Raw genomic sequence first — 22,092 nt, 5'->3', positions numbered from 1 at the left:
TTCGCGCTTCCATCCGCGACGATATTGTTCCACGTGGAACATATGACCCCCGAGCAGTTCGACTCCGAGTTCAATGTTCCACGTGGAACAATTGACTCTCTCACGGGCTACGAAGCGCTGCTGTTGGACTGGCAGACGCGCATGAACCTCGTTGGGCCAGCTACGCTTTCGGATGTCTGGGGCCGGCATTTCGCCGATTCCGCGCAGCTGTCGCGGCTGATTCCGCAGGGCAGAAGCTGGCTGGATATTGGCGCTGGTGGCGGATTTCCGGGGCTGGTGCTGTCGGCGATGGGCTGGGGGCAGTTCACGCTGGTCGATTCCATCGCCAAGAAATGCCGCTTCCTGGAGGCGGTTCGGGATGAGCTGAAGCTGGACGCCAGGATCATCTGCGCGCGGGTGGAATCGCTGCCGACGCTGGGCGTGGAGGTGGCGACCGCGCGGGCGGCGGCGCCGCTGGCGACCTTGTTCGAATGGGCGATCCGGCATGTCCGTCCGGGCGGGACCTTCGTCTTTCCCAAAGGACGTCGCTGGGCCGAGGAAGTGGAAGATGCTCGCAAGCTGTTCAATTTTGACCTGGAGACCCACCCCAGCATCACCGATGCCGAGGCACGGATTCTGGTTGCCACCCATGTCGGGAGACGCTGAATGCGTGTAATTTCCGTTGCAAATCAAAAGGGTGGTGTCGGGAAAACGACGACGGCCGTCAATCTGGCGACGGCGCTCGCAGCAACCGGCAAGCGGGCGCTGATCATCGATTTCGATCCGCAGGGAAATGCCTCGACCGGGTTCGGTATCCCCCGCGATAAGCGCCAGCCCTCCAGCTATGACATGCTGTTCGACGCCTCGCTGGCGGCGACTGCGGCGCAGGAAACGCTGGTGCCGGGGCTGTCGATCGTGCCCGCAGTCGATGCGCTGGCCGGCGCCGAAGTGGAACTGGTGGGCGAGGAGAACAGCGCCGGGCGGCTGAAGGCGGCGATCCGCAACCTGCCGCCGGTGGACTATGTGTTCATCGATTGCCCGCCGTCCCTGTCTTTGCTGACGCTCAACGCGCTGGTGGCGTCGGACGGGGTGCTGATCCCGTTGCAGACCGAATTCTATGCGATGGAAGGGCTGTCGCAGCTGCTGAAGACGGTGGAGCAGGTGCGGGCGCGGCAGAATCCGCGGCTGGATATCGAGGGTGTGGTGCTGACCATGCACGACAAGCGCAATCGGCTGTCCGATCTGGTGGCCGCCGATGTGCGGGCGGCGCTGGGGGCGCGGGTCTTCCAGACGATGATCCCGCGGAATGTGCGCCTTTCGGAGGCGCCAAGCCACGGAATTCCGGCACTTTTATACGATATGCGCTGCCCGGGTTCGGAAGCCTATATGGCGCTGGCGCGCGAAATGATGGGAACCGCTGCAAAGGCGGCATAAGGAGACGAGATGGCTGCGAAAAGGGCTGGGCTGGGGCGCGGATTGAGCGCCCTGATGGACGAAATGCAGACGGTGGCGCCGGACGGGACCGAGCTGAAATCCGCCGGGACGCTGCCGTTGGCGATGATCGATCCGAACCCGCGCCAGCCGCGCCGGCAGTTCGACGAGGCTGCGCTGAACGAGCTGGCGGATTCGATCCGCATCAAGGGCATTCTGCAGCCGATCCTGGTGCGGCCGGTCGATGGCGGCCGCTATGAAATCGTCGCCGGGGAGCGGCGCTGGCGGGCGAGCCAGCTGGCCGGGCTGCACGAGATTCCGGTGGTGATCCGCGCCTTCTCCGATGCCGACGGCTATGAAGTGGCGATCATCGAGAATGTGCAGCGGGCTGACCTGAACCCGCTGGAAGAAGCCATGGGATATCATAGACTTGCGAATGATTTTGGGCATACGCAGGAGATGGTCGCGGCGGTGACCGGCAAGGGCCGCAGCCATGTGGCGAACATGATGCGGATGCTGGAACTGCCCGAGGATGCGCAGAGCCTGCTGCGGATGGGGCTGCTGTCGGTAGGGCATGCGAAGGCGGTGCTGCAGGCGCGCGATCCCGGCGGACTGGCGAAGGAAATCGCCGCGCGCGGGCTGACGGTGCGGCAGGCGGAGGAAGCGGCACGGAAGAGCCATGTGGTGCGCACGGCGCGCGGCCGGGCGACGGCCGAGAAGCGCGACGCCGATCTGGCGGCGCTGGAAATTCAGCTGAGCGAAGCACTGGGGATGCAGGTGAAGATCGATGCGAAGGGCCGGCGCGGCAGCGTGACGGTGAAATATTCCGATCTGGATCAACTGGATAGCATCATCGAGAAGCTGCAGGGCTGAGCTTGGGCGGCCGATCGCCCCGGCTCAACGGAGCCCGGCGATCGCCAACCGGAAGCATTGGGCGACCTGTTCGAAGCCCTGATGATTGGGGTGCAACTCGTCGAACCAGTTGCCGCCGACGACGGCGCGGCAATCGACCAGGTGCAGATACTCGAGCCCCGAGGTGGCGATGCAGGCCTGCAGCTGCGCGTGGAAATGATCGATCAGCGCCCGGATCAGGCTGCCCTGCTGCTGCCGATCTGAAATCCCCACGTCTTCCAATGGCCTGCTGAGCCAGATTCCGCGCGGGATCGGATAGGCATAGCTGTGCAGCAGGATCGGCACCTGCGCGTCTATCGCGCGGACGCGGCGGAACAGCTCCAGGAAGCGGGGCATCAGGTCGCGGAGCAGGAAGTGATCGAGATAGGCGCTGAAGCCGCCGGGGGCTGCCGAGGTTGGATCGGCCAGCGCCTTCAGCCGGGAGCTGCCGAACAGGTCGCTTCCGCCGGCGCTGATCAGCACGGCGTCTGGCCGGATTTCCGGAATGGCACTGAGCAGCGCTGCCTGCGCGGCGGGGTTGTGCACCGGATCGGCGGCCGACAGGCAATATACGGCGTGGTCGCGATCGAGCTGGCGGATGGTGTCGCGCACGAGCGGGAACTGGAACCAGCTGTCGCCCTGGGCGATGACGCGGGCGCCCGACCAGCCGCGGGCGATGCGCGTGAAGAAGCGGCGCTGGCGCAGCCGGCGCAGATGATCCGAGACACTTTCAAAGGCCAGCGGATCGTCGACCGCCGGGTGGAAGCGCGGGTTCAGGCGGAGGATCGGCGAGAGTGGTCCGGACTGGCCGGAATCGAATACCAGCGTTTCCGCCAGCAGCTCGGGATCGCCATCCGGGTCGGCGATCTGCTGCAGGAGCTGGGCAAACGTCGCCGGGGTCATGCCGGATTCTGCCCCACTCTCGACTGCAGCGTCGAAGAAGTGCGGGGAGCGGGCAGGAGAATTGCACTTGCCATGCGCCAACGTCCCACGTTGACCTGAGGTGGACTGTGGCAAAGGTCACACGCAGGCCGGCCAGGCAGTTGCCGGGCTGCCGAATATCGTGACCTTTGCCGATGACTATGTAATGGTTAACACGGCAAGGCATTGTTGCAGGGGGTGACGATGGATGCTTCTGCTCCCGCTGTCGGGGAGAAATCGCCTTCGAATTTCGATGTCCGTGCCTATGTGGCTGTGCTGTTCAGTGACATTTGCGGATCAACGACCATCGCCGCGCAGGTGGATGCAGACAGCTATGGCGAAATGCTGGAATCTGTTCGGCGCGACGCTGCGCCCATCATTTCCGCCTTCGACGGCACTATTGCACAGGTCTATGGCGACGGCATTCTCTCGGTGTTTCGCGGCGCCGGGGCGGCGGCGCGGGCGGTCGAAGCCGCCATCCGACTGCATGCAGCGGCAAATGCAATCCCGCCGCCCGCCGGCACGTCGGTCTCCCGGCTGCAGCTGCACAGCGGGGTGCATTACGGGCTGGCGCTGATCCGTCCGGGAGACCGGGTACGTGGATCGGTGGAGATCGTCGGTCGGACCACGGCGGTGGCGCAGCGGCTTTCGGCGGCTGCCGGCGCCGGGGAAATCCTCGTTTCGCAGGGGAGCATCGGGCCGGGCCGCGACAGCATGGTATCGGGCTCGCTGCGGTTGATCGACATCGGCGACGGCACGGCGCCGATGCCGGCGCTGCCGCTGCTGTCCGGCGATGGACAGGTGCGGCCGCGACGCGCCGTCCCGCTTGTCGGGCGCGACAGCCTTTTGGCGCAGTTCACCCGGCTGGTAGGCGGGCTGCATGAGGGAGCGTTTCCGCGGTTGATGGTGATCGGCTCGCCGGGGATGGGAAAATCGAGGCTTTCCCATGAGATAGCGCAACTGGGCAGCCGACAGGGGGTCGCCACATGGAGCGGTAGCTGCTCGGCCTCCACCGATTCCGGGCCGCTGCAGGCGTTCCGACAGATACTGGAGCAGCAGCAGCCGGGGGCCGCAACCGATGTCGGGCTGGCCGCGCAGCTGCTGGCGGCGGTGGGCGCCGCCATCGTCGAGCGGCCGCTGTTGCTGATGCTGGACGACTGGCAGTGGGCAGACAGCGCCAGCCGGGCGCTGCTGGTCGAGCTTTCCGCGCTGCCGGGGGCGCTTGGCATCCTGCTGTTTTCGCGCGAGCGGGATATCGCGGATATCCCGGTCGAGGGATTTGCCACGCTGCAGGTGCCGCCGCTGACCCCGGCCGAGACGGCGCAGCTGGTGCGGTTTCTGCGGCCCGAATTCGACCCTCTGGATGCCAGCCGGGTGCATGTGCGGGCAGGCGGCAACCCGCTGTTCGTCGAGGAACTGTGCCTGCTGGACGCCTATACGGCGCGGACTCTGCTGCCCGGCACGGCGGAGCCCGGCGGTGTCGGCTGGCTGGCGTCGCTGGCCAGCGCCCGCATGCAGCACTTGCCGCCCGAGGCGCGCAGCGTGCTGGAGATCGCGGCGGTGATCGGCATGCGGCCGCAGCGCTGGTTGCTGGAAGAGATCGCCGGCGAAAGAGTTGAGACCGCCATCTCGTTGCTGGTGCAGCGCGATTTCCTGATCCGGCAGGAGCCGGATGAGCTGCAGTTCCGCCACGGCGTGAACTGGGAGATCGTCTATTCGCTGATACCGCTTGCCGAGCGGCGGCGCCTGCATGCGGAAATCGCCCGGCTGATGCTGGCGCATGGCGAGCTGGAGGAGCCCGGCTTTCATGCGGCGCTGGCCTGGCATTTCTTTTGCAGCGACCAGCCGTGGAAGTGCCTGCCGCATGCGGAGACGGCGGGCGACCGGGCGCTGGCGATGGGATCGCTGGATGCCGCGCGCACCCAGTATCGGCTGGCGCTCGACGCGGCGGCGCAGGTTTCAAGTGCGGCGATCGACCCGCAGTGGCTGCGCACGATCGTGGGGAAGTTCGGCTATGTCTGCATCTATGATGCGGACAGCGGGCAGATTCCGGTGTTCGAAAAGGTAGCGGCCTGGGCAGTGCAGCGTGGCGACCGACAGGCCGAGGCGGAAGTGGAATATTGGCTGGGCTTCATCGCCCATGGCGCGGGCGACAGCCGACGGGCGATCCGCCATTGCCGGCATGCGCTGGAGCTGTGGGAGGGGGATGGGGCTTCGCCGTTTGCCGTGCAGGTGCGGGCAACGCTGGGGCAGTCGCTGGTGATGACGGCCAACTATGCCGATGCGGCGCCGCTGCTGGCGGAAGCGCTGGATGTGAAGCGGAAGCATCGTTCGGGCCGGCATGTATCGCCGGGGACGGCCTATGCGATGGCGCTGCAGGCGGCTTTGCTGGCGGACATGGGACGCTTTGCCGAAGGCTGCGCGATGATTGCCGAGGCAGAGGAGCTGACGCGCGGCGAAATCCATCCGGTTGCCGGATCGGTGTTGTCGTGGAGCTCGGCGATCCATGCCTGGCGCGGCGATTGGCGGCGGCTGGTGGAGACGGCGGAGCGCGGCTCGGCGGTCGCGCGGCGGGTGGAGGCGGTCTATATCCATGCCATCTGCCGGGCGTTCGAAAGCTATGGCCGCTGGCGGCTGGACGGCAGCGAGGCGGCGGCGGCGGAATTGCAGGCGGCTGTTGCGTGCATGGTGGGGCGGGGCAAGGCGCTGGCGCTGTCCATCCCGTTGGGATTCCTGGCGGAAGTGCATGCGGCGAAGGGCGATGTCGCCGGCTGCCGGCAGGCGGTGACGGGCGCCGTGCATCGGGCGCGGATCGGCGAGCCGGTGGGGCTGGCAAGCGCGGCGCGCAGCTGGGCCGAAACGCTGGCGCCGCGCAATCCGGAGCGGGCGCGCGTGTGGCTGGAGCGGGCGCGCGCCAGTGGCCGGGCGCGCTCCTCTCCGCATGAGCTGGCGCGTTGCGACCTGGCGGAAGTGCGGATGGGGCTGGCGCCGGAAGGGCAGCGCGGGGCGATACTGGCGCGCGCGGCGGCGGCCTTTTCGCAGATGGGCATGGCGAACCTGCAGTACGAGGCCGAGGCGGCGATCAGCGCGGGCTGATATCGGCGAGCAGGCGGCCGTCTCCGTAGCGGATGTTCACCGTTTCCGACATCGCCGCCAGCATACCGAACAGCATCCCCAGCGCCAGGCTTCGGGCGGGGCAGCCATGCGGCGGGCGGGCTCCGGCATTGGCGAGGCCGAAATAGATGTGGCTGTCGGTGACGTTGTTTTCCGCCTGCTCGGCGCAGGCGGATTCGAGGCCGAGGATGACCAGCCTGCCCTTCTTCAGCCAGCGTCCGTTGAGGCATGTGAAGTGGCCGGCGACGACACGGTGCTTGTTTTCCGGGACCGGCTGGAGGCCGATGCTTTTCAGCATAGCGTCCTCGAAATGGCTGCGGGCTGTGTCGAAATTCCCCGTGGCGCCGACCCAGCTGAGCTGCTGGCGGGCGAATTCGCCGGTGGAGATCCAGTCGTCGAGCAGGCGGGAGCCGGTGCCGAGCGTGGTGGAGATCCAGCCGAGCATGGCGCCGGCGAGGACGCGGCCGACATCGGCATCGGTCGGGTAGCTGGCCATGTCGTTGCCGATTGCCTGCGCGACGGTGCCGGAAAGCTTGTGCCGGCCGATGGCGGATACATGTTTGGTGACGGCTGCGACGATGGCCTGGCCGTCGATTGCCGAGAGCCGCTCTGTCTCGGCGGAGGTGAACGGATTGAAGGCGTAGCGGGAGGAGTTCCAGAAATGGCCCGGGAAGGCGGCCGGTTCGGCGGGGGCATTCCAATGGGAGACGCGGGTGACGACATATGTTTCGTCGGGGAGGCCGAACCATTTGGGCGCCATGCGCGCGGCGACTGGTTCGAGCAGGTCTTTCAGCACGTCGATGCGGACCGGCGGTTGCCCTCTCTGCAGGGCTTCGAGGAGGATGTCGCTGGTGTGCTGGCGGGCGAGATCGAAGGATCCCGGTTCGGAGATGGCCTCCAGCGCCTTGTTGCAGGTGGGGGCTTCGCGCCGGTAGGCCTCGGTGTAGCTGTCCAGGCCGAGGTGGAACTGGCCGAGGGATGGCTTGATCCGTTTGCCTGCCTCGCGGACGGAGAATTTCCGTCCGTCGTCGCGCAGGACCTTCAGCACCAGCGCGTGCGTGCCGACGAGATAGCCCGCCGGAGTTTCCAGCAGGCCGCCATGATCGGCGCGGATTGCGGCCCAGACGGCGCGTTGCCAGCCTTTTTCGCGGGCGCCTGGTTCGTCGAGATATGTTCGCCATTCCTTCTTGCCGGCGCCGGTCTGCTGAAGCCAGCGGAGGATGCGGCGGCCGGTTTCCAGCGAGCTGTCGGCGGCGGCATCCGGGCCGAATGAAAGCGCTTTGGCGGAAGCATGGGGGCAGCCGGGACGGGCCGGGGGGAGGGATTCGGGTTTCTGCGGCTGCTCTTCGATTGCCATGGAAGGTAACGCCTGCACGAACTGCAGCGGCGGCGCGAAAAGGTAGAGCGACCAGCTGAGGCCGATATAGGATTCCGCGAGCCTAGGCGTCTTCAACCGCATCGGGCCGGTGGCTGGCGGCTGGCGGAGCACGCGCATGGTGCGCGGGTCGTGTTCGGGCGGAGGGCCGCAGAGCGGATCGGGGAGGAAGCTGCCGATGCGGCTGCTGTTGCCACCGTTCACCCAGCCCAGGAGGACTTCATATTGCTCGGCGAGGTCGGCGCAATAGGCCATGAAGAGGGTGCCATATTCGCCACTGCCGGCCTTTCCGAACCCCATGCCGCGGCGACTGATGCGGGGGATGCGATCGTCCCTTGATTGGTCGGACCTTGGGTTTACGCGGCGGACATGGCTTTGGCGCGGGCATTCGGCCTCTGCCGAACCGCCTGCATAGTTGAAGTCATTGTCGCTGGCGGCGTTGCTGACCGTTGGCTTGCCGCCGGCATGGCGGCCGAGGATGCGCGTGACGATCTCGCTTTGGGTGGTGCCGGGGTTGGCCGCAACCTGGGCGGCCAGCATCTGCTCGAACCGCGGCCGATCCACCGGCATGCGGCGGATTGCCAGGAAGCTGCCGCCGCGGAAGCGGGGGTCCTGGAGGGGCGGGTCGTTGGCGTCGTTCGGGTAGCCGAGCAGCAGTTCGCCCGGTTCGACATGGTCCGACCAATGGGTGTGGGCAGGTTTCCCCAGCACCGGCTGGCTGATGCCGTCGCGCATGCCGAGATGGTTTTCGTTGGGTTTTGCCGGATTGGCCGGGGCCATTGCCTGAACCGAGACCAGCAGCAGGCCGGGAAGCCTGGCGATGTCGCTGATCCGGGCATGCAGCGGGTGATCGGTGTTGTGGATGTCATCGATGCTGCTGTCGCTGGCGATGCGCAGCTGCATCACGGCATCGATGGTGGAGATGGGGGCAGTGAGGGTGGTGTCGGCGGGCCAGTTCCGGGGCAGCGGCTTCCAGCGATCGGGGTGGAAGGCCCGCTGGTCGCCGAGCTGCGGCGCGCGGGCCTCGGCACCCTCCCGGAATGCGGCGGGCATCTGCCGCAGGATGCTGTCCGGCAGCTTCAGCCGCTTCATGCCCGAATAGGTGAGGGCGAAGTTGCGGTAGATCTGGTCGGTCGGACCGGTGTCTGCCTCGCTGGTGGGGAGAAGGGTCGCCAGCGAGTTGCGCGCTTCCTGTTCCTTGCCGGGCAGGACTGCGAGAAAGAGCGCCGCGCCGTGGGTGATGCCGGCGGCGTCGAAGCCGTTGATGACGCCGCGCTGGACTTCGGTGAGGTCGGGCGTGGGCGGCGCAGGCGGCGTGGCGGCGGCGGCCGAGCTCTGCCGGTACCAGCTGAGTTCCCGCTCGTAGAGGGCAGGGAGGCCCACAGGCAGTGGTTGAAACGGAAAATCCTCCAGCAGGCTGTGGGTAGCGCGCAGCAGCGTGAGCGCATCCGCGCCAAGCGGGCCGGCGATATCGGCGCCGAAATAGCGCGACAGCCGGTACATGGCGGGGAGGATGCCGAACGCCTGCGTCAGCATCAACGGGCGATTGCGGGGGTCCTTGCGCACCTCCGCCGCGCGTTCGGTGGGGCTCTTGCTGGAGAACGCGGCCAGTTCCGCATCGCTCTTCACCGCGTCTGGAATGTCGCGCTGTATCTTCTCGGCCTGCGACAGCGCGGCGAGATCGCCGACGGTGAGTGGCGTGGCACTGTAGAAATAGTCGGACACCAGCTCGCGCGAGCGGATCCATTCAGACCAGGTCTCGAGCGGGGTTTCGCGGGCGAGCGGATAGTCGGCGCAGTGGCAGCAGAGCAGGTCGAGGAACGGGCCGGCGCCTGTGTCGCGCCAGAGATCGCGGACGTAGGAATCCCAGCCGAAATCGAAGGTGACGGACAGCAGCATGCCTTCGGGCGTCGCCTTCAGGCGAAAGCTATGCACCTGCTCGATGCGTTCCACCGGATCGCTGAAGGCGGCCAGTTCCACCGATTCCCGCGCCGTGCGGCGGATCTGCTGCAGCGTGCGGAAGGTGAGCGCCAGACGGCTGGCGGGAAGAATGGCCTCGTCCGCGCCGATGATACCGGGCTTCCACGGCGCCAGCACCACGAGATCCGACGTCGAACCCAGCCTGCGGCCTGCTTGCCTTTCCATCATGCCCCCCGTTTCCACCCTGCCCCCTTTTCACCCTGCCCCCTTTTCACCCTGCCCCCTTTTCACCCTGCCCCCTTTTCACCCTGCCCCCTTTTCACCCTGCTCTGAAGATGAACGCCTGCGTTGGCCGTCAGGGTGCCCTTGGCCGGGGGACGCCGCCGTGCGGCCTGCCACCGTCCGCCTGTGCGGTTCGCCACATGCGGGCGGATTTCACGCCGGCGGCAGCATCGGATCTGCCGCTTGCCGACCGCGCACCAGCCCGGCCAGCTTTTCGACATTGACCACCCTGAGCTGTCGCCTGCCCTGCTCGACGAGGCCGGTGGAGGCGAGCCAGGAAAGCTCCCGGGTGACGGCCTCGCGGTGGGTGCCGATCATCGTGGCGAGCAGCTCGTGCGTGGGAAACGGCGTGATGAGCGCGGCGTTTTCCTGCACGCCGGCGACCGCGGCCAGGCGCAGCAGCTGGCAGTGCAGGCGGCTGCGCACATTGAGCGTGGAAAGTTCCAGCACGCGCTCTGTGAGCAGGCGGACCTGGCAGCTGAGGTGGGCGGCGAACCATTCCGCCGCTTCCGGGGTGCCGAAGACGCAGGCGCGGAAATCGGACGCACGGACGACCAGCATCTCGCCGTCCTCTACGACGATGGCGCTGGTGGAGCGGCGGCCGCCGTCGATCGCGGCGAGATCGCCGAAGAAGCTGCCGACCGGCTGGTCGCGGAAGGTGACCTCCTTGCCGTCGGCGGAGAAGATGGTGATGCGGACGGCGCCGGAGAGGATGAAGAACACGTCCTCCGAACGGGCGCCCTCGGAAATCAGCATGTGGCCGCTTCGGACTCGAATCCGGTCTCCGGCAGCGGAAAGCGCGGCGACCAGCGGTTCCGGGGCGTTCCGGCCGCAGGACGAGCTGACAACAGACAGGCGTGTGGACGCAGTGGCCACCTTACCCCCCTTCCTTGCGCCCGACCCCGACACGACCCCGACCCGGCGACGTGATGTAAATATGAACATCCTGCGCGCGCCGACGCAAGTGGCGGAATGAAGCAGGCAGCCGGGTGCGAAGACGCGGGGCGAGTATTCCTGTGCGAAAACGCACGGGTGGCCGGTGAAAAGTGCAACATCGGCCGGTTTCAGGCGCCGCTAGCCTGCTGCTGCCGAAACAGCTCTTCGCGATTTCGGCCGTGGACAGGGGGCCGCAGGCATGGGCATCGATTCGATTGGAGCGGGATTCAACAGTTTCATCGAGGGGGCGGCGGCGCTTTTCGTCCTCTATTGGCTGTTGTCTACGCTGAGTTCCTTCCTCGTCGAATCCATCAGCTCCATGTGCAACACGCGGGGCAATGCGCTCCGGTTGTTTGCGATCGACATGGTGCAGGGCGAGCTGAACCGCTTTGCCGTGCCGGGCGCGGAGGAGGCCAAGCCCGGATTGTTCCAGAACCGCTATCCCCGGAAAGTCTGGTGGAACTGGTTTTCCAGCAAGGTCGACATGTCGGATCCGTCGATCACGGACTTTTCCCGGGCGCTGTTCGCGCACCCGCTGATGCGGGCGCTGGAGCAGACGAAGGTCGATCGGGGCAGCCCGAATACGGCGCCGGCCTATGTGCCGAGCGAGGTTTTCGCGAAGACGGTTCTGGACCTGCTGCGGAACGCCGGAAGCGTGAAGGGCATGGTGACCGAGGCCGATATCGCGGCACTGGCGGCAACCGCGGAGCGCGCGGCGCCGGCGCTGACGGGGAAGATCTCGGCTCTGGTGCCGCCGTTGGTGCAGCAGCTGGCGGCGGTGAGCTTCACGCCGACGATGAACGGCTATGAAGCGGCGCGGGCTGCGCTTGAGGCCGTGTTTGCCACGCCGGCCGGGGCCTCGCTTGCGAACGATATCGAGGCGGCGGCACCTGGGACATTTCCGGCGGCATCCACGCCGGCGCAGAAGGCTGCCGTGGCGGCAGACAGCTGGTTTGGCGGGGCTGCGGGGCCGCTGGCCGTGGTGCAGGCGCCGCTGCCGGCGACCGTGCAGGGGGTGATTACCGCGCTCTATCACGATAATGTGCCGGACGCGCTGCGGCGGTCGCTGCGGCCTCTGATGGATGCCGCCAACCACGACATGGACCGGCTGAGCAACGAGATTGCGGTCTGGTACGATGCCTCGATGCAGCGCGCCACGGGGTGGTACAAGCGCTACTCGATGGTCTGGCTGGGGGTCGTCGGGCTGGTTTTCGCGGTGCTGTTCAATGTCGATTCGCCGCGGATCGTGGGGGCGCTGATCGAGAGCCCGGCACTGCGCAGCGCCGGCTATGCGGCGGCGGTGCAGGTGGTGGAATCGGAGGGGAAGCCGGAGGGTGGCGGCAGGATTGTGCCGCAGGTGGCCTATTCGCAGGCGTTCGATCGGCTGTGCGGGAGGTCGGGGCCGGTTGCCACCGACTTTTCCACAATGCCGGACTGCAGCGAAGCGGGCAAGAAGGCGCTGGCTGGGCGCAAGACCTACCTGCGGCTGCTGCCGCTGACCATGGCCTCTCCGGATTCGGCGCAGCTTACCGGCTTCGTTGCGATGCGGATGGCCGGTGGGACGGACATGACGCTGGTGCGGCAGTTGCAGGCCTTTTGTGACAAGGGCGCGCGCTGCGGAAACGCGTTGAAGACGGAAGTCACCACCTATTTGGCGAATGCGGCGACGGCGACGGATGGCAAGGTTCTGCCGCTGACTCCGGTGGCTGACGCGCTGGCGAACGATCCGGGGCTGTTCTGGCATCCGGGGATCGTGCAGGGCTTGCTTGCCGACAAGTTCGAGCCGGAGACGTTGAAATCTGCGCGGATCGTCGCGGAGGCTTCTGGGGGTGCGGTGTCGGGATATGTGAGCGGGTTGCCGGGCCTTGGGCTGGTGTGGGAGGTGGCGAAGCAGGAGCAATGGGCCGGCTGGGACTGGCTGCGGCTGGCGCTGGGCTGGGCGTTGACGGCGGCGCTGGTGAGCCTGGGTGCGCCCTTCTGGTTTGACCTGCTGCAATCGATCGTGAACCGTCGCGGCGCCGGGCCGAAGCCCGAGGAAGCTGCGCGGACGCCGTTGAACTGACATGCGCGCGGGATTTTCCCTGGCCGTGCTGTCGCTGCTGTGGGTTTCCGCGGCCGCGGCGCAGGTGCCCGAGAAACGCCGCTGCATCGCGCGTTCGGGTGAGGTGGTGTTCGAATTGACGGGGAAGGAACCCACGCTGGACGCGATGCAGTATAAGGGCGCCGAGGGGCTGCCGCGCAGGGGCGGGGCTGTCTTGCCGCTGTGCAACGGCACGCGCTATCGGATCGTTCCGGCCGGTGGGCGGGGCTGCCTTGTGACGGTGCCGGCGCAGGGGTCGGCGGAGGACATCGAGCGGCGGCTGCGGAAGCTTGCAAAATCGCTTGGCTGCCCGATGCCGAAGCTGACGCTGGTTTCCTTGGAGGATGGGACCGGTTCTACGACGCAGCCGGTGCTGCGGACCATGCCGTCGCGGCAGATCGACTTGAGCTATCACCGCGAGATTGCGCTGCTGGTGGGGCGGGATGTGCCTCCCACGGTGGATAGCCCGCCTCCGCCGCCTGTGGTCGATGATGTGTCGGGCGTCGAGGCGCCGGACCTGATCGGAAGGCCGATGGCGGATGCGCGGGATATTGTGCGCGGTCAGGGCCTTCCAACGGTGCTGGTCGCGACGGCCGGCCGGCTGCGGGAGGATATGGGGGAAGCCGATCTGGCGGAGCTGGTAATCTTGGCACAGAACCCGGCGCCCGGGACGGCAATGGCGGCTGGCGAACGGCTGGTTGTGACGGCGGAGGGCGTGGAGGTGCTTGCGGAGCCGACCAGCTTGGAATCGCAACCGGGCACGCTACTGGCCTCGGGTCTGCTCGCGGGGGTGACTGGAACGCAGTTGGTGCGGGGGGTGCGGCGTCGTCGGAAGACGGGCGAGGATGGAGGCAAGGCGGCGCCGACGCCAACTGGGGGTGCGGTGCCGGCGGGCGGCTGGCGGGTGCGGGCTCGGCCGGATCTTCCGCCGCGGATGGGCGTGACATGACGGCGCTCGCAAGGCTGCTGCCGATCACCGCCGTTTCCCCCGGGTGGCTGCTGTCGCGACTGGAGCAGGCGCACCCGGAGCTGCTGGCCTGGAGCCGGTCGGAAGGGGCCGCGTGGCTGCCGCCCGGCAGGCTGGCGCAGGCGGTGCTGGCGGCGATGCCTGCGGCGTTTGCGACGGAGGTGGAGGAGTTGCTGGCGCGGGATCATGGGGTGACGGAGGGTGAGCCGGTGCGCGTGGTGAACAGCCCGGCGGCCGAGATCCTGTCGCCGGGCGGCACGCTGCGCTGGTCGATCGGACTGCGCGGCGAGGTGCTGCTGAGGGCGGGGGCGCCGGGCATCCGGGGCGAGCCGGCTTGTCTTTGCGAGGCGCAGGGTTCGCTGGGGCTGATGGCGGGTGATTCCGTACTGCCGCTGGCGATCGGCGTTGCGAGCGTTTCGATTTCAGAATGGCCGGGGAACAGGACGGGCCATGCGAAGCGGCTGAGGGTGGAGCTGGCGTAGCGGTGCGCGTTACGCCTTGCAGGGCTCGATCATCTGCGGGGTTGGGCGGGTGGTTGGTTCGAATACCGAGATGTAGCTGCCGCCGGCCAGGCGTTCGGTTTTGAGCAGCCTGTAGCCTGTGGCCTCCAGTTCGCACTGGAGGAGAGCGGGCGGGGTGCCGTGGCGTTCGGTGGGGCGGTCGGCATCTATGATGGCGAGACGGGCGCCGGGTTTCAGGCTGTCGTGCAGATTCCAGAGCAGGCTGAAGGGGTCTGCGATCTCGTGGTACATGTGGACCATCAGCGCGAGGTCTGTGCTGTTGGGCGGCAGGTTGGCGGAGCCGGCGTCGCCGAGGATGAAATCGAGGTTGGCGAGATTCTCGGACGCCGCGCGGCGCTTTAGCCGGGCGAGATAATCCGGAATGATATCATTCACATAGACCTTGCCATTGGGGCCGACGACGGGGGAGAGGCGGACGCTGTAATAGCCGCTGCCGGCACCGATGTCGGCAACCGTCTGGCCCGGGGAGACGCCGAGCAGCCTGATGACACGGGCGAACTCGCCGTTGTTGTCGCGGCTCTGCTCATCCGACCAGGTGGGGACGGCGACGGCGGCGACGGGGCGATCCGGTTCGGGGAACTGGGCTTCGGCGGCCGGAGCGGAGATGGGGGTTGCGGGGGTTCTGGTTTCGGGCGCGGGGGTGGCCGGGGCCTGCGAGCAGGCGGCCAGAAGGATCGTCAGAGGCAGAAGTGCGCGCATTTGCGGGAGGGTTGGCGTGCCGGGCGGTGGGGTCAAGGGGGTATTCGACGAATGGCGGTTGTGGGTTGGCGGGGAGGTGGGTGCGTGCGGAGAGATGGGCCCCCGCCTGCGCGGGGGCGACGTCGTGTTTCTTGTGACGGCAGGTTTGCCTGCGGGCGACGTGGTTCTGCCGGAGGCCTTGTGTTTTGGCGGCCTGAGGTGCCGGCTTTCGCTGGGGCGACGAGCCAAGTATGGAGGGTGCAGGGACATCATGTCCCTGCCCGCCGGCGGCCCCTTACTTCTGCCTGGCGGCCTGCTTCTCGTTGGCCTTCAGCACGCGGAGGAAGTTTTCGCCGGCGAGCTTGCGCAGGTTTTCGTCGGTCCAGCCGCGGCGGGCGAGTTCGGCGAAGAGGGCCGGGTAGGTGCCGACATTCTCAAGGCCTTTGGGGGTGTCGGGGATGCCGTCGAAATCGCCGCCGATGCCGACATGGTCGTGGCCGGCGACTTTGGCGACATGGTCGATATGGTCTGCGACCATGGCGAGCGTGCTGACCGGGCGGGGGTTGGCTGCGTCCCACGCCTCGAGACGGGCGACGGCGGCGGCGTCCTGGCCGCCGACGAGGCGCTGGGCGTCGCGGCGCATCTGCCAGTCGGTGCGGGCCTGGTCGATGAAGGCGGGGACGAAGGTGACCATGACGATGCCGCCGTTCTTCGGCATCCGTTTCAGCACATCGTCTGGGACGTTGCGCGGGTGGTTGGTGACCGCCTTGGCGCTGCTGTGCGAGAAGATGACCGGGGATTTCGTGACATCGAGGACGGCGTTCATCGTGGCGGGGGAGACGTGCGAGAGATCGACGAGCATGCCGAGCCGGTTCATTTCGGCGATCATCGCCGCGCCTTCGGGGGCCATGCCCCCCTTGTGGACGGAGGTGTCGGTGGCGCTGTCGAACAGGCGTGTCGACTTGCTGTGGGCTAGCGTCATCGAGCGGGCGCCGGCGGCGTAGGCGCGGCGCAGCGTTTCGATGTCGTCGGCGATCTGGTGGGCGCCTTCCATGGCGATGAAGCCGGCGAGGCGGCCGGATTTCCAGGCCTTTTCCGCCTCTGCGGCGGTGGTAACGGTGGCGAATTCTTGCGGGTAGCGGGTGGCGAAGCTTTTTGCGATGTCGATCTGCTCGAAGGTCTGCTTCACCGCTTCTTCGGGGGGGAGGTTGGCGGGGACATAGACCGACCAGAGCTGGATGGAGAGCTGGCCCTTGCGGATGAGCGGGATGGAGGTGTGGCCGGTGGTGACGGCGCCGGTGGCGAACTGGCTGGTGGACTTCACGGTTGCCGGCTGGTTGAGATCGGCGGTTTTCGCGCCTTCGACGCCGTAGGCGCTGCGCAGCGCGTAGGGCCAGTCGTTGTGGCCGTCTGAAAGCGGCACTTCGGTGAGGATGCGGGTGGCGCGGGCTTCCGGCGATTCAGCGGGTTTGGCCGGCTGGGCCTGGGTGCAGGCAGCGGAAACAAGGAAGGCGGCAGGGAGGATGAGCTTCAGCATGCACCCCGGTTAGCGGGGCGCGGCTGCAGTGAAAAGGGGACTGGCCGCCCGAAACCTGGCCGCCCGAAACCTGGCCCCCTGAAACCTGGCCCCCTGAAACCTGGTCCCGTGAAATCAGCGCTGTGGAAGCCGGGCGGTGCGGCGGCGGCGGGCGGCGAAGCCGATGAAGCCGAAGCCGACGATGAAGGTGGCCCAGGTTCCCGGTTCGGGCAGGACCTCGATATTGCCGGGTTCCAGCGCGACCGGCTTTGCGGCCTCGAAGCCGGGGCTGGTGCCTTGCCGTTGCAGGCCGGCGATCGCGCTTTCGAAGCCCTTTGCCGGCCGGAAGCTGGCGAGGTTGCCGCCGGAGAAGGCGGGATTGCTGAGGAAGGCGGGCTGCTGGAAGGCGTCCACGCGGGCCGGCATGTTGGCGGCCTGATAGATGAAGACGACCCGCGCGGTGGCGGGGGTGGTGGCGAGGGCGGCAATCAGCGCCGCTGAGGCCGCGAGATGAACGATACGCATGTGTTCGATCCCCCAAATTGCATTGCCGGCCCGGCGCCCCTCCGGTTCGGCCCGCAGGTAGAACAACATGCTTCTGACGTCTGGTCAACGAATATGGTTAACAGCGTGCGATGGCGCGGGGATTTGCCGCGGCGGATGGAGCCTGCTGCGGTGCGACTCGGAACCTATTGCGGGCGGATGAGCCGGAAGCGGGTCTGGCGGCCGTCCATGTAGCGGAACGTGCGGCCGTCGAAATAGCCGTCTTCCTCGGTGCGGAACTGGACCTGCTGGTTGTTCCACTCGGGGACGGGCTGGGTCTGGCTGAGCTCGATCGACCAGGCGGTTTGCGGGTGGGTGGGATGGTCTCCGCGTGGGGAGGGCTTCTGATCGTCCCAGAAGCCGATCGCGGCGCCGGCGGCGTGGCCGTGGGTGCCGATGGGGTGGCTGTAGATGGTGGGGTTGAGGCCCTGCGCGAGGGCCTTTTTGCGGGCTTCGAGGAGGATGTCGTTGCCGGTGGCGCCGGTCCTGAAGCTGCCGGTGACGGCGTCCTGAATCCTGTTGGCGTTGGCGAGGCCGGCCTTCAGGCCTGCGGGCGCGTCGGTTTCGCCGGGCTTCAGGATATAGGCGAGGTGCTGGGTATCGGTGTTGAGGCCGAGCGCGGTGATGCCGAAATCGAGCCAGACCATGTCGCCGGGCTGGAAGATGGTGTCTCCGCTGAGGTCGGTGGCGCTGCCCTGGCGGAAGATGGCGATGCCGGGGTGGAACCAGGTGCCGAGCTTGAGCTCGGAGATGCGTTCGCGCAGCCACCATTCGAGATCGGCGACGCTGGTCTTGCCGGGGGTGATGGCCTTGTTGGAGAGGCCTTCGGCCATGATCGCGTGGGCGGTGCGGACGAGCATCGGATACCAGGCCATTTCGGATGGCGTGCGGGTTTCGAGCCAGCGGATGGCGAGCGGGTCTGCGGAGACGAGGCGGCGGGAGAGATCCGGGCCGAGGGCCTGCGTGAGGGCGTCGTGCTGGGACTTGGTGAGGCCGTCGGCGAAGGCGCTGGCGGGGGAGACGTTGATGGCGATGCGCTTCGGGTCGCGTTCGCGGATGAGTTCGGCGAGGCGTTTCCACTGATCTGGCTGCCGGGCCGGGTTCCACGCGGGTTCGAACAGGCCGCCGAGGCCGTAGCGAGAGACCGTCAGGCGTTCCGGTTGGTTCGCCTGCGGCGAGCCTTCCTCGCACTTGCTCGGGCCCGCGCTTGCGGCCGCTTTCGCGGCCGGGGGGCAAGGATCGGTGAGGACGAGGATGGTGGTACGGCGGGCGGTGAAACTCTCCGCGTCGAGCATGGTCTGCAGGACCGGGTCGTCGTTGTATTCGCGTGCCGTCAGGATCCACATGTCGACCTTTGCCTCGCGCATGAGCGGCAGGGCGAGGGTTTCGAGGCGCTCGCGGGTCCAGGCGTCCTGCAGCTTCGCGCGTTCGCGCAACGGCGGGATGGCGGGGACTTCGGGGTTGAGCTGCTCGGTCTGTTGCAGCGGCCAGCTCTCGGCGTTGGCGGAGGCGGCGAGGAGGAGGGCGGCGAGCAGGCGTTTGTACATTCGGCCTTGGTATCTGCGTTTTGGTGTCGCCCCAACCCCTTGCGGGCAGGAGAGGGGCTTTTTGTTGCGCGCGGGTGACGCTATCCGGGGTGAGTCGGGGGTGTGACGGGGGCGTAGGAGATCTTGATGCGTTACCTGTTGCTGCTGTCTGCCCTTGTTGTTGCACAACCCTCCTTTGCCGATGCGGCGGGCGATCGCTGGTTTTCGCATGTGAAGGTGCTGGCGGACGACAATATGGAAGGCCGGCTGACCGGGTCGCCGGGCTATGATCGGGCGGCCGCCTATGTGTCTGGGCAGTTCCAGAAGCTGGGGCTGAAGCCGGCGGGCGTGAACGGGTATCTGCAGCCGGTGGCGCTGAAGGAACAGCGGATCGATATCGCGCAATCGAAACTGGCGCTGGACGGCGTGCCGCTGGTGATCGGCGAGCAGGTGCTGCTGGGGACGCGGGTGCCGCAGCTGCCGACTGCCTTTGACGCGCCGCTGGTATTTCTGGGCTATGGCCTGCACCTGCCGGACTCCGGGCATGACGATTTCGCGGGACAGGATCTGAAGGGCAAGATCGTCGTCACGCTGGCGGGCAAGCCGAACAGCATTTCCGGGGCGCTGGCGAGCCATGCGCGCTCTGCCGAGCTGTGGCCTGCGATGCAGAAGGCGGGCGCCATCGGACTGGTGACGATCGCCAACCCCAGCCAGATGGACGTGCCCTGGGCGCGGCAGAAGCTGAGCGTGGCGACGCCCGGCATGCGGCTGGCCGATCCGGCGCTGAACGATGCGAAGCAGCCGTTCCTGACCGCCGCCTTTTCGCCTGCCGAGGCCGAAATGCTGTTTGCCGGCAGCGGCACCAGCTTTGCCGAGATCCTGAAGAAGGCGGATGCCGGCGAGAATCTGCCGGCGATCAACCTGAACAAGAAGCTGTCGGGCGAGGTGTTCGCACTGGACCGCGAGCTGAGCTCGCCGAACGTCGTCGGTCTGCTGCCGGGCAGCGATCCGAAGCTGGCCGGGGAATATGTGGTGCTGAGCGCGCACCTGGACCATGTGGGCGTGGACAAGCCGGTGAACGGCGACAGCATCTATAATGGCGCGATGGACAATGCCTCTGGCATTGCCACGATGATCGAGGTGGGCCGCGAGCTGGTGAAGGCGAAGCCGAAGCGCTCGGTGCTGTTCGTGGCGGTGACGGGCGAGGAGCGCGGGCTGCTGGGCAGCCGCTTCAACGCCAACAAGCCGACCGTCGACCCGAAGGCCGTTGTCGCCAACATCAACATGGACATGTACCTGCCGCTGTGGCCGTTCACGACGGTGACGGCGCTTGGATCGGAGGATTCCTCGCTGGGGCCGGTTTCCGCACAGGTGGCGGCTTCGCTGGGGGTGAAGCAGATCCCCGACCAGGAACCGCAGCGCAACCTGTTCGTGCGATCGGACCAGTATAGCTGGGTGCGGGTGGGCGTGCCGGCGCTGGCACTGAAGTTCGCCGCGGTGACGCCGGAGGAAAAGGCGATCCAGAAGGCCTGGCTGACGGAACGCTACCATGCGCCGTCGGACGATCTGAACCAGCCGATCAACCCGGATTATGCCGTGGCGTTCAACCGCTATCTGGAAAAGCTGATCGTGGCGGTGGCGGATGCGCCGGTCAGGCCGAGCTGGAATGCGGATAGCTTTTTCCGGCGGTTTGCGAAGTAGGGGAAGGAACGAAGGGGCTCTGCCCCTTCACCCCGGCAGGGAAATGATTTCCCTGCACCCTCGATGATCGGTGTGAAGGCGGCTTGATCGGTTTTGTGCTGGCTTGTTTGATTGCGCCTTTGGCGCGGGAGCGGGAGACTGGTGTGTCCAATGACGTTGACCGGCGGGTGTTTCTGGGGGCTGCAGCGGTTGGAGCGGCTGTGATGGGGGCTTCGGGCGCTGAGGCGAAGGCGGGGTTCACGCTGCGGCACCAGGTGTATTTCTGGCTGAAACGGCCGGGGAATGAAGCGGATCGGGCGCAGCTGATCGCGGGGCTGCAGAAGCTGAAGGCGATCCCTGAGGTGCGCGAACTGTTTATCGGCGTGGCGGCGAATACCGAGGCGCGGGACGTGGTGGACAACAGCTTCGACGTTTCCGAGCATATGGTGTTCGGGTCTGTGGCGGACCAGAAGATCTATCAGGATCATCCGCGGCACAAGGCGTTCGTGGCGGAGAATTCGGGGCTTTGGGCTCGGGTTGTGGTGCGGGATGCTGTGGACATTTAGCAGGGGTTGTTGCCTCCGGCGGCCGGGCTCTGCCCGGACCCGGCAGGGAAATGATTTCCCTGCACCCTCGAAGTTGGAGCGCTACCGCTGAAGTCGGTGCAGGGCCTGGATTGATTGCCTGCGGCGCTCGTCAGCTTTGAGGTAGGATGCGGTCATTGGCGGATTGCTGGTTTCAGCAAATATCGTGAGCTGGGTGCATGGCACTGGAATGTTTGCATCTGCAGCCGAAAAACGCGCCAGCGAGCCTGACCAGCGGTCCGTTTCGGGCGGTGATTGTTTCCGAGGTAGCCGTCACCGACGACTGGCGCAATAGCATTGCCAAATGGCTGGTAGATGCTGGCCTTTGCGCAAGCCTTTCAGGTTTTTGGGTTCCAGTTCTGCTGGCGGAGCACGATGTCCTTCTGGCCTCGGGCGATGAAGCGGGGGCGGAGGAAATCGTAGAAGAACCAGTCTTTCTGGAACGGCAGGGTGGCGTGGTAGAGGATGCGTTCGGGGAGCGTCCAGCGGACGCCCTTGCGGTCCTCGCGGCGGGGCGAGGGCTGCATCCACAGCTCTTGCGAATAGGTGATCCTGCCCTGCTTGCGCAGGCGGTTCACCAGCTCGTGATCCTTCAGCACATAGGGCCAGAGCCTGGCGCTGTAGCCGCCGGACGCCTTGTAGGGCGCTGTTCGGAACAGGTGGGCATAGCCGCCGCCGTGCGCCTGCCCGGGGAGCAGCCTGGGGATGATGTGGGTGTAGAGGAAGCGGCCGGTGCGCTCGGCCAGGCTGTCCGGGTTGGGGCCGGTATCGTGGGCGATGAAGCCGATGGTGGATTTCGGCGCGGCGTCCAGCAGGCGGGTGGCGGTTTCCAGATATGCCGGCGGATAGAGGGTGTCGGCGTCGGCGATGGCGATGAATTCGGTCGAGACTTCGCGGATGCCGCGTTCGAGCGCGTGTACCTGTCCGGGGGTGGTTTCGGTGACGAGGCTGACCTCTATGCCCTGCTGGCGGTCGGCCCATTCGCGGGCGCGTTGGGGGGTGCTGTCGGTAGAGCCATTGTCGACGAGGACGACGCGGAAGGGGCGCAGGTTTTGCGCGGTGAGGCTTTCGAGGGTGGCGGGGAGCCAGTTTTCCTCGTTGAAATAGGGGAGGACGACAGTCCAGCGCGGAGCTTGCATGGGGCTTGC

17 protein-coding genes and 2 pseudogenes are annotated in these 22,092 nt (G+C 66.9%); 10 read left to right on the top strand and 9 right to left on the bottom strand.

What is annotated here, in order from left to right:
* The first annotated feature begins 42 nt into the window (after positions 1–42).
* From rsmG to IM784_RS10915, 3 genes are read left to right on the top strand one after another with little or no spacing between them, the layout of a single operon-like run.
* Positions 43–645 carry a 16S rRNA (guanine(527)-N(7))-methyltransferase RsmG gene (gene rsmG / locus IM784_RS10925; RefSeq protein WP_207791732.1) on the top strand — a complete coding sequence of 201 codons (603 nt, stop codon included), beginning with the start codon at positions 43–45 and terminating at the stop codon, positions 643–645.
* Positions 646–1,413, top strand: coding sequence for a ParA family protein (locus IM784_RS10920; protein ID WP_199555352.1), 768 nt, complete (start codon positions 646–648; stop codon positions 1,411–1,413).
* A 9-nt stretch (positions 1,414–1,422) separates the two neighbouring features.
* The gene (locus IM784_RS10915; RefSeq protein WP_199555351.1) at positions 1,423–2,283 is read left to right on the top strand and encodes a ParB/RepB/Spo0J family partition protein; all 861 of its coding nucleotides are present in this window, start codon (positions 1,423–1,425) and stop codon (positions 2,281–2,283) included.
* Positions 2,284–2,307: 24 nt separating this feature from the next.
* On the opposite strand, the gene IM784_RS10910 is transcribed toward IM784_RS10915, so the two are convergent.
* Positions 2,308–3,204, bottom strand: a complete 897-nt coding sequence (locus tag IM784_RS10910; RefSeq protein ID WP_199555350.1) for an SGNH/GDSL hydrolase family protein — start codon at positions 3,202–3,204, stop codon at positions 2,308–2,310.
* 222 nt (positions 3,205–3,426) lie between these two features.
* Here IM784_RS10910 and IM784_RS10905 point away from each other — a divergent pair, with 222 nt between their 5' ends.
* Entirely contained in the window at positions 3,427–6,318 is a 2,892-nt protein-coding gene (locus tag IM784_RS10905) for an ATP-binding protein (RefSeq protein ID WP_199555349.1), read from the top strand.
* Here IM784_RS10905 and IM784_RS10900 read toward each other — a convergent pair.
* Complete coding sequence (locus IM784_RS10900) at positions 6,305–9,859, bottom strand: Dyp-type peroxidase (protein ID WP_199555348.1); 3,555 nt, start codon at positions 9,857–9,859, stop codon at positions 6,305–6,307. The two genes, IM784_RS10905 and IM784_RS10900, sit on opposite strands and share 14 nt — an antisense overlap.
* 207 nt (positions 9,860–10,066) lie before the next feature.
* Entirely contained in the window at positions 10,067–10,858 is a 792-nt protein-coding gene (locus IM784_RS10895; protein ID WP_268920835.1) for a Crp/Fnr family transcriptional regulator, read from the bottom strand.
* Between the two features lie 190 nt (positions 10,859–11,048).
* Between IM784_RS10895 and IM784_RS10890 the strand changes: the two genes are divergently transcribed.
* The 3 genes from IM784_RS10890 to IM784_RS10880 are packed head-to-tail and all read left to right on the top strand — an operon-like array spanning position 11,049 to position 14,378.
* A complete protein-coding gene (locus IM784_RS10890; protein WP_199555346.1) occupies positions 11,049–12,911 on the top strand; it encodes a hypothetical protein in 1,863 nt (620 codons plus the stop codon).
* Between the two features lies 1 nt (position 12,912).
* Positions 12,913–13,878: a PASTA domain-containing protein gene (locus IM784_RS10885; RefSeq protein WP_199555345.1), complete on the top strand. Its 966-nt coding sequence runs from the start codon at positions 12,913–12,915 to the stop codon at positions 13,876–13,878.
* Positions 13,875–14,378 (top strand): hypothetical protein, encoded by a 504-nt coding sequence (locus IM784_RS10880; protein WP_199555344.1) that lies wholly within the window; start codon positions 13,875–13,877, stop codon positions 14,376–14,378. Before IM784_RS10885 ends, IM784_RS10880 begins: the two co-directional genes overlap by 4 nt.
* Before the next feature lie 9 nt (positions 14,379–14,387).
* On the opposite strand, the gene IM784_RS10875 is transcribed toward IM784_RS10880, so the two are convergent.
* The 5 genes and pseudogenes from IM784_RS10875 to IM784_RS10860 all read right to left on the bottom strand — a co-directional run bounded on the left by IM784_RS10875 (position 14,388) and on the right by IM784_RS10860 (position 18,701).
* Positions 14,388–15,116: a class I SAM-dependent methyltransferase gene (locus tag IM784_RS10875; protein ID WP_199555343.1), complete on the bottom strand. Its 729-nt coding sequence runs from the start codon at positions 15,114–15,116 to the stop codon at positions 14,388–14,390.
* A gap of 274 nt (positions 15,117–15,390) precedes the next feature.
* A complete protein-coding gene (locus tag IM784_RS10870; protein ID WP_199555342.1) occupies positions 15,391–16,632 on the bottom strand; it encodes a dipeptidase in 1,242 nt (413 codons plus the stop codon).
* A 9-nt stretch (positions 16,633–16,641) separates the two neighbouring features.
* Positions 16,642–16,737 (bottom strand): annotated as a pseudogene (locus IM784_RS17745) (hypothetical protein); the annotation flags it as partial.
* Between the two features lie 9 nt (positions 16,738–16,746).
* Positions 16,747–17,136, bottom strand: coding sequence for a PEPxxWA-CTERM sorting domain-containing protein (locus tag IM784_RS10865; protein ID WP_235976981.1), 390 nt, complete (start codon positions 17,134–17,136; stop codon positions 16,747–16,749).
* A gap of 164 nt (positions 17,137–17,300) precedes the next feature.
* Positions 17,301–18,701 carry a M24 family metallopeptidase gene (locus tag IM784_RS10860; protein WP_199555340.1) on the bottom strand — a complete coding sequence of 467 codons (1,401 nt, stop codon included), beginning with the start codon at positions 18,699–18,701 and terminating at the stop codon, positions 17,301–17,303.
* A gap of 126 nt (positions 18,702–18,827) precedes the next feature.
* On the opposite strand from IM784_RS10860, the gene IM784_RS10855 reads away from it, so the two are divergent.
* The 3 genes and pseudogenes from IM784_RS10855 to IM784_RS17800 form a co-directional block, all read left to right on the top strand.
* Complete coding sequence (locus tag IM784_RS10855; protein ID WP_199555339.1) at positions 18,828–20,381, top strand: M28 family metallopeptidase; 1,554 nt, start codon at positions 18,828–18,830, stop codon at positions 20,379–20,381.
* A gap of 143 nt (positions 20,382–20,524) precedes the next feature.
* Entirely contained in the window at positions 20,525–20,926 is a 402-nt protein-coding gene (locus tag IM784_RS10850) for a Dabb family protein (RefSeq protein ID WP_328799511.1), read from the top strand.
* Between the two features lie 197 nt (positions 20,927–21,123).
* Positions 21,124–21,255 (top strand): annotated as a pseudogene (locus IM784_RS17800) (DUF7684 family protein); the annotation flags it as partial.
* Between the two features lie 27 nt (positions 21,256–21,282).
* Here the strand turns inward: IM784_RS17800 and IM784_RS10845 are convergent.
* A complete protein-coding gene (locus IM784_RS10845; RefSeq protein ID WP_199555338.1) occupies positions 21,283–22,083 on the bottom strand; it encodes a glycosyltransferase family 2 protein in 801 nt (266 codons plus the stop codon).
* Positions 22,084–22,092 lie beyond the last annotated feature (9 nt).

It is taken from the genome of Sandaracinobacteroides hominis (assembly GCF_016464365.1).
GTDB classification, from domain to species: domain Bacteria; phylum Pseudomonadota; class Alphaproteobacteria; order Sphingomonadales; family Sphingomonadaceae; genus Sandaracinobacteroides; species Sandaracinobacteroides hominis.
This window is presented reverse-complemented; position numbering and strand designations above follow the sequence as displayed.

Coding starts and splice junctions, on each gene's coding strand:
- rsmG (WP_207791732.1), top strand. CDS start 43: ATGACCCCCGAGCAGTTCGACTCCGAGTTCAATGTTCCACGTGGAACA.
- IM784_RS10920 (WP_199555352.1), top strand. CDS start 646: ATGCGTGTAATTTCCGTTGCAAATCAAAAGGGTGGTGTCGGGAAAACG.
- IM784_RS10915 (WP_199555351.1), top strand. CDS start 1,423: ATGGCTGCGAAAAGGGCTGGGCTGGGGCGCGGATTGAGCGCCCTGATG.
- IM784_RS10910 (WP_199555350.1), bottom strand. CDS start 3,204: ATGACCCCGGCGACGTTTGCCCAGCTCCTGCAGCAGATCGCCGACCCG.
- IM784_RS10905 (WP_199555349.1), top strand. CDS start 3,427: ATGGATGCTTCTGCTCCCGCTGTCGGGGAGAAATCGCCTTCGAATTTC.
- IM784_RS10900 (WP_199555348.1), bottom strand. CDS start 9,859: ATGATGGAAAGGCAAGCAGGCCGCAGGCTGGGTTCGACGTCGGATCTC.
- IM784_RS10895 (WP_268920835.1), bottom strand. CDS start 10,858: ATGTTCATATTTACATCACGTCGCCGGGTCGGGGTCGTGTCGGGGTCG.
- IM784_RS10890 (WP_199555346.1), top strand. CDS start 11,049: ATGGGCATCGATTCGATTGGAGCGGGATTCAACAGTTTCATCGAGGGG.
- IM784_RS10885 (WP_199555345.1), top strand. CDS start 12,913: ATGCGCGCGGGATTTTCCCTGGCCGTGCTGTCGCTGCTGTGGGTTTCC.
- IM784_RS10880 (WP_199555344.1), top strand. CDS start 13,875: ATGACGGCGCTCGCAAGGCTGCTGCCGATCACCGCCGTTTCCCCCGGG.
- IM784_RS10875 (WP_199555343.1), bottom strand. CDS start 15,116: ATGCGCGCACTTCTGCCTCTGACGATCCTTCTGGCCGCCTGCTCGCAG.
- IM784_RS10870 (WP_199555342.1), bottom strand. CDS start 16,632: ATGCTGAAGCTCATCCTCCCTGCCGCCTTCCTTGTTTCCGCTGCCTGC.
- IM784_RS10865 (WP_235976981.1), bottom strand. CDS start 17,136: ATGCGTATCGTTCATCTCGCGGCCTCAGCGGCGCTGATTGCCGCCCTC.
- IM784_RS10860 (WP_199555340.1), bottom strand. CDS start 18,701: ATGTACAAACGCCTGCTCGCCGCCCTCCTCCTCGCCGCCTCCGCCAAC.
- IM784_RS10855 (WP_199555339.1), top strand. CDS start 18,828: ATGCGTTACCTGTTGCTGCTGTCTGCCCTTGTTGTTGCACAACCCTCC.
- IM784_RS10845 (WP_199555338.1), bottom strand. CDS start 22,083: ATGCAAGCTCCGCGCTGGACTGTCGTCCTCCCCTATTTCAACGAGGAA.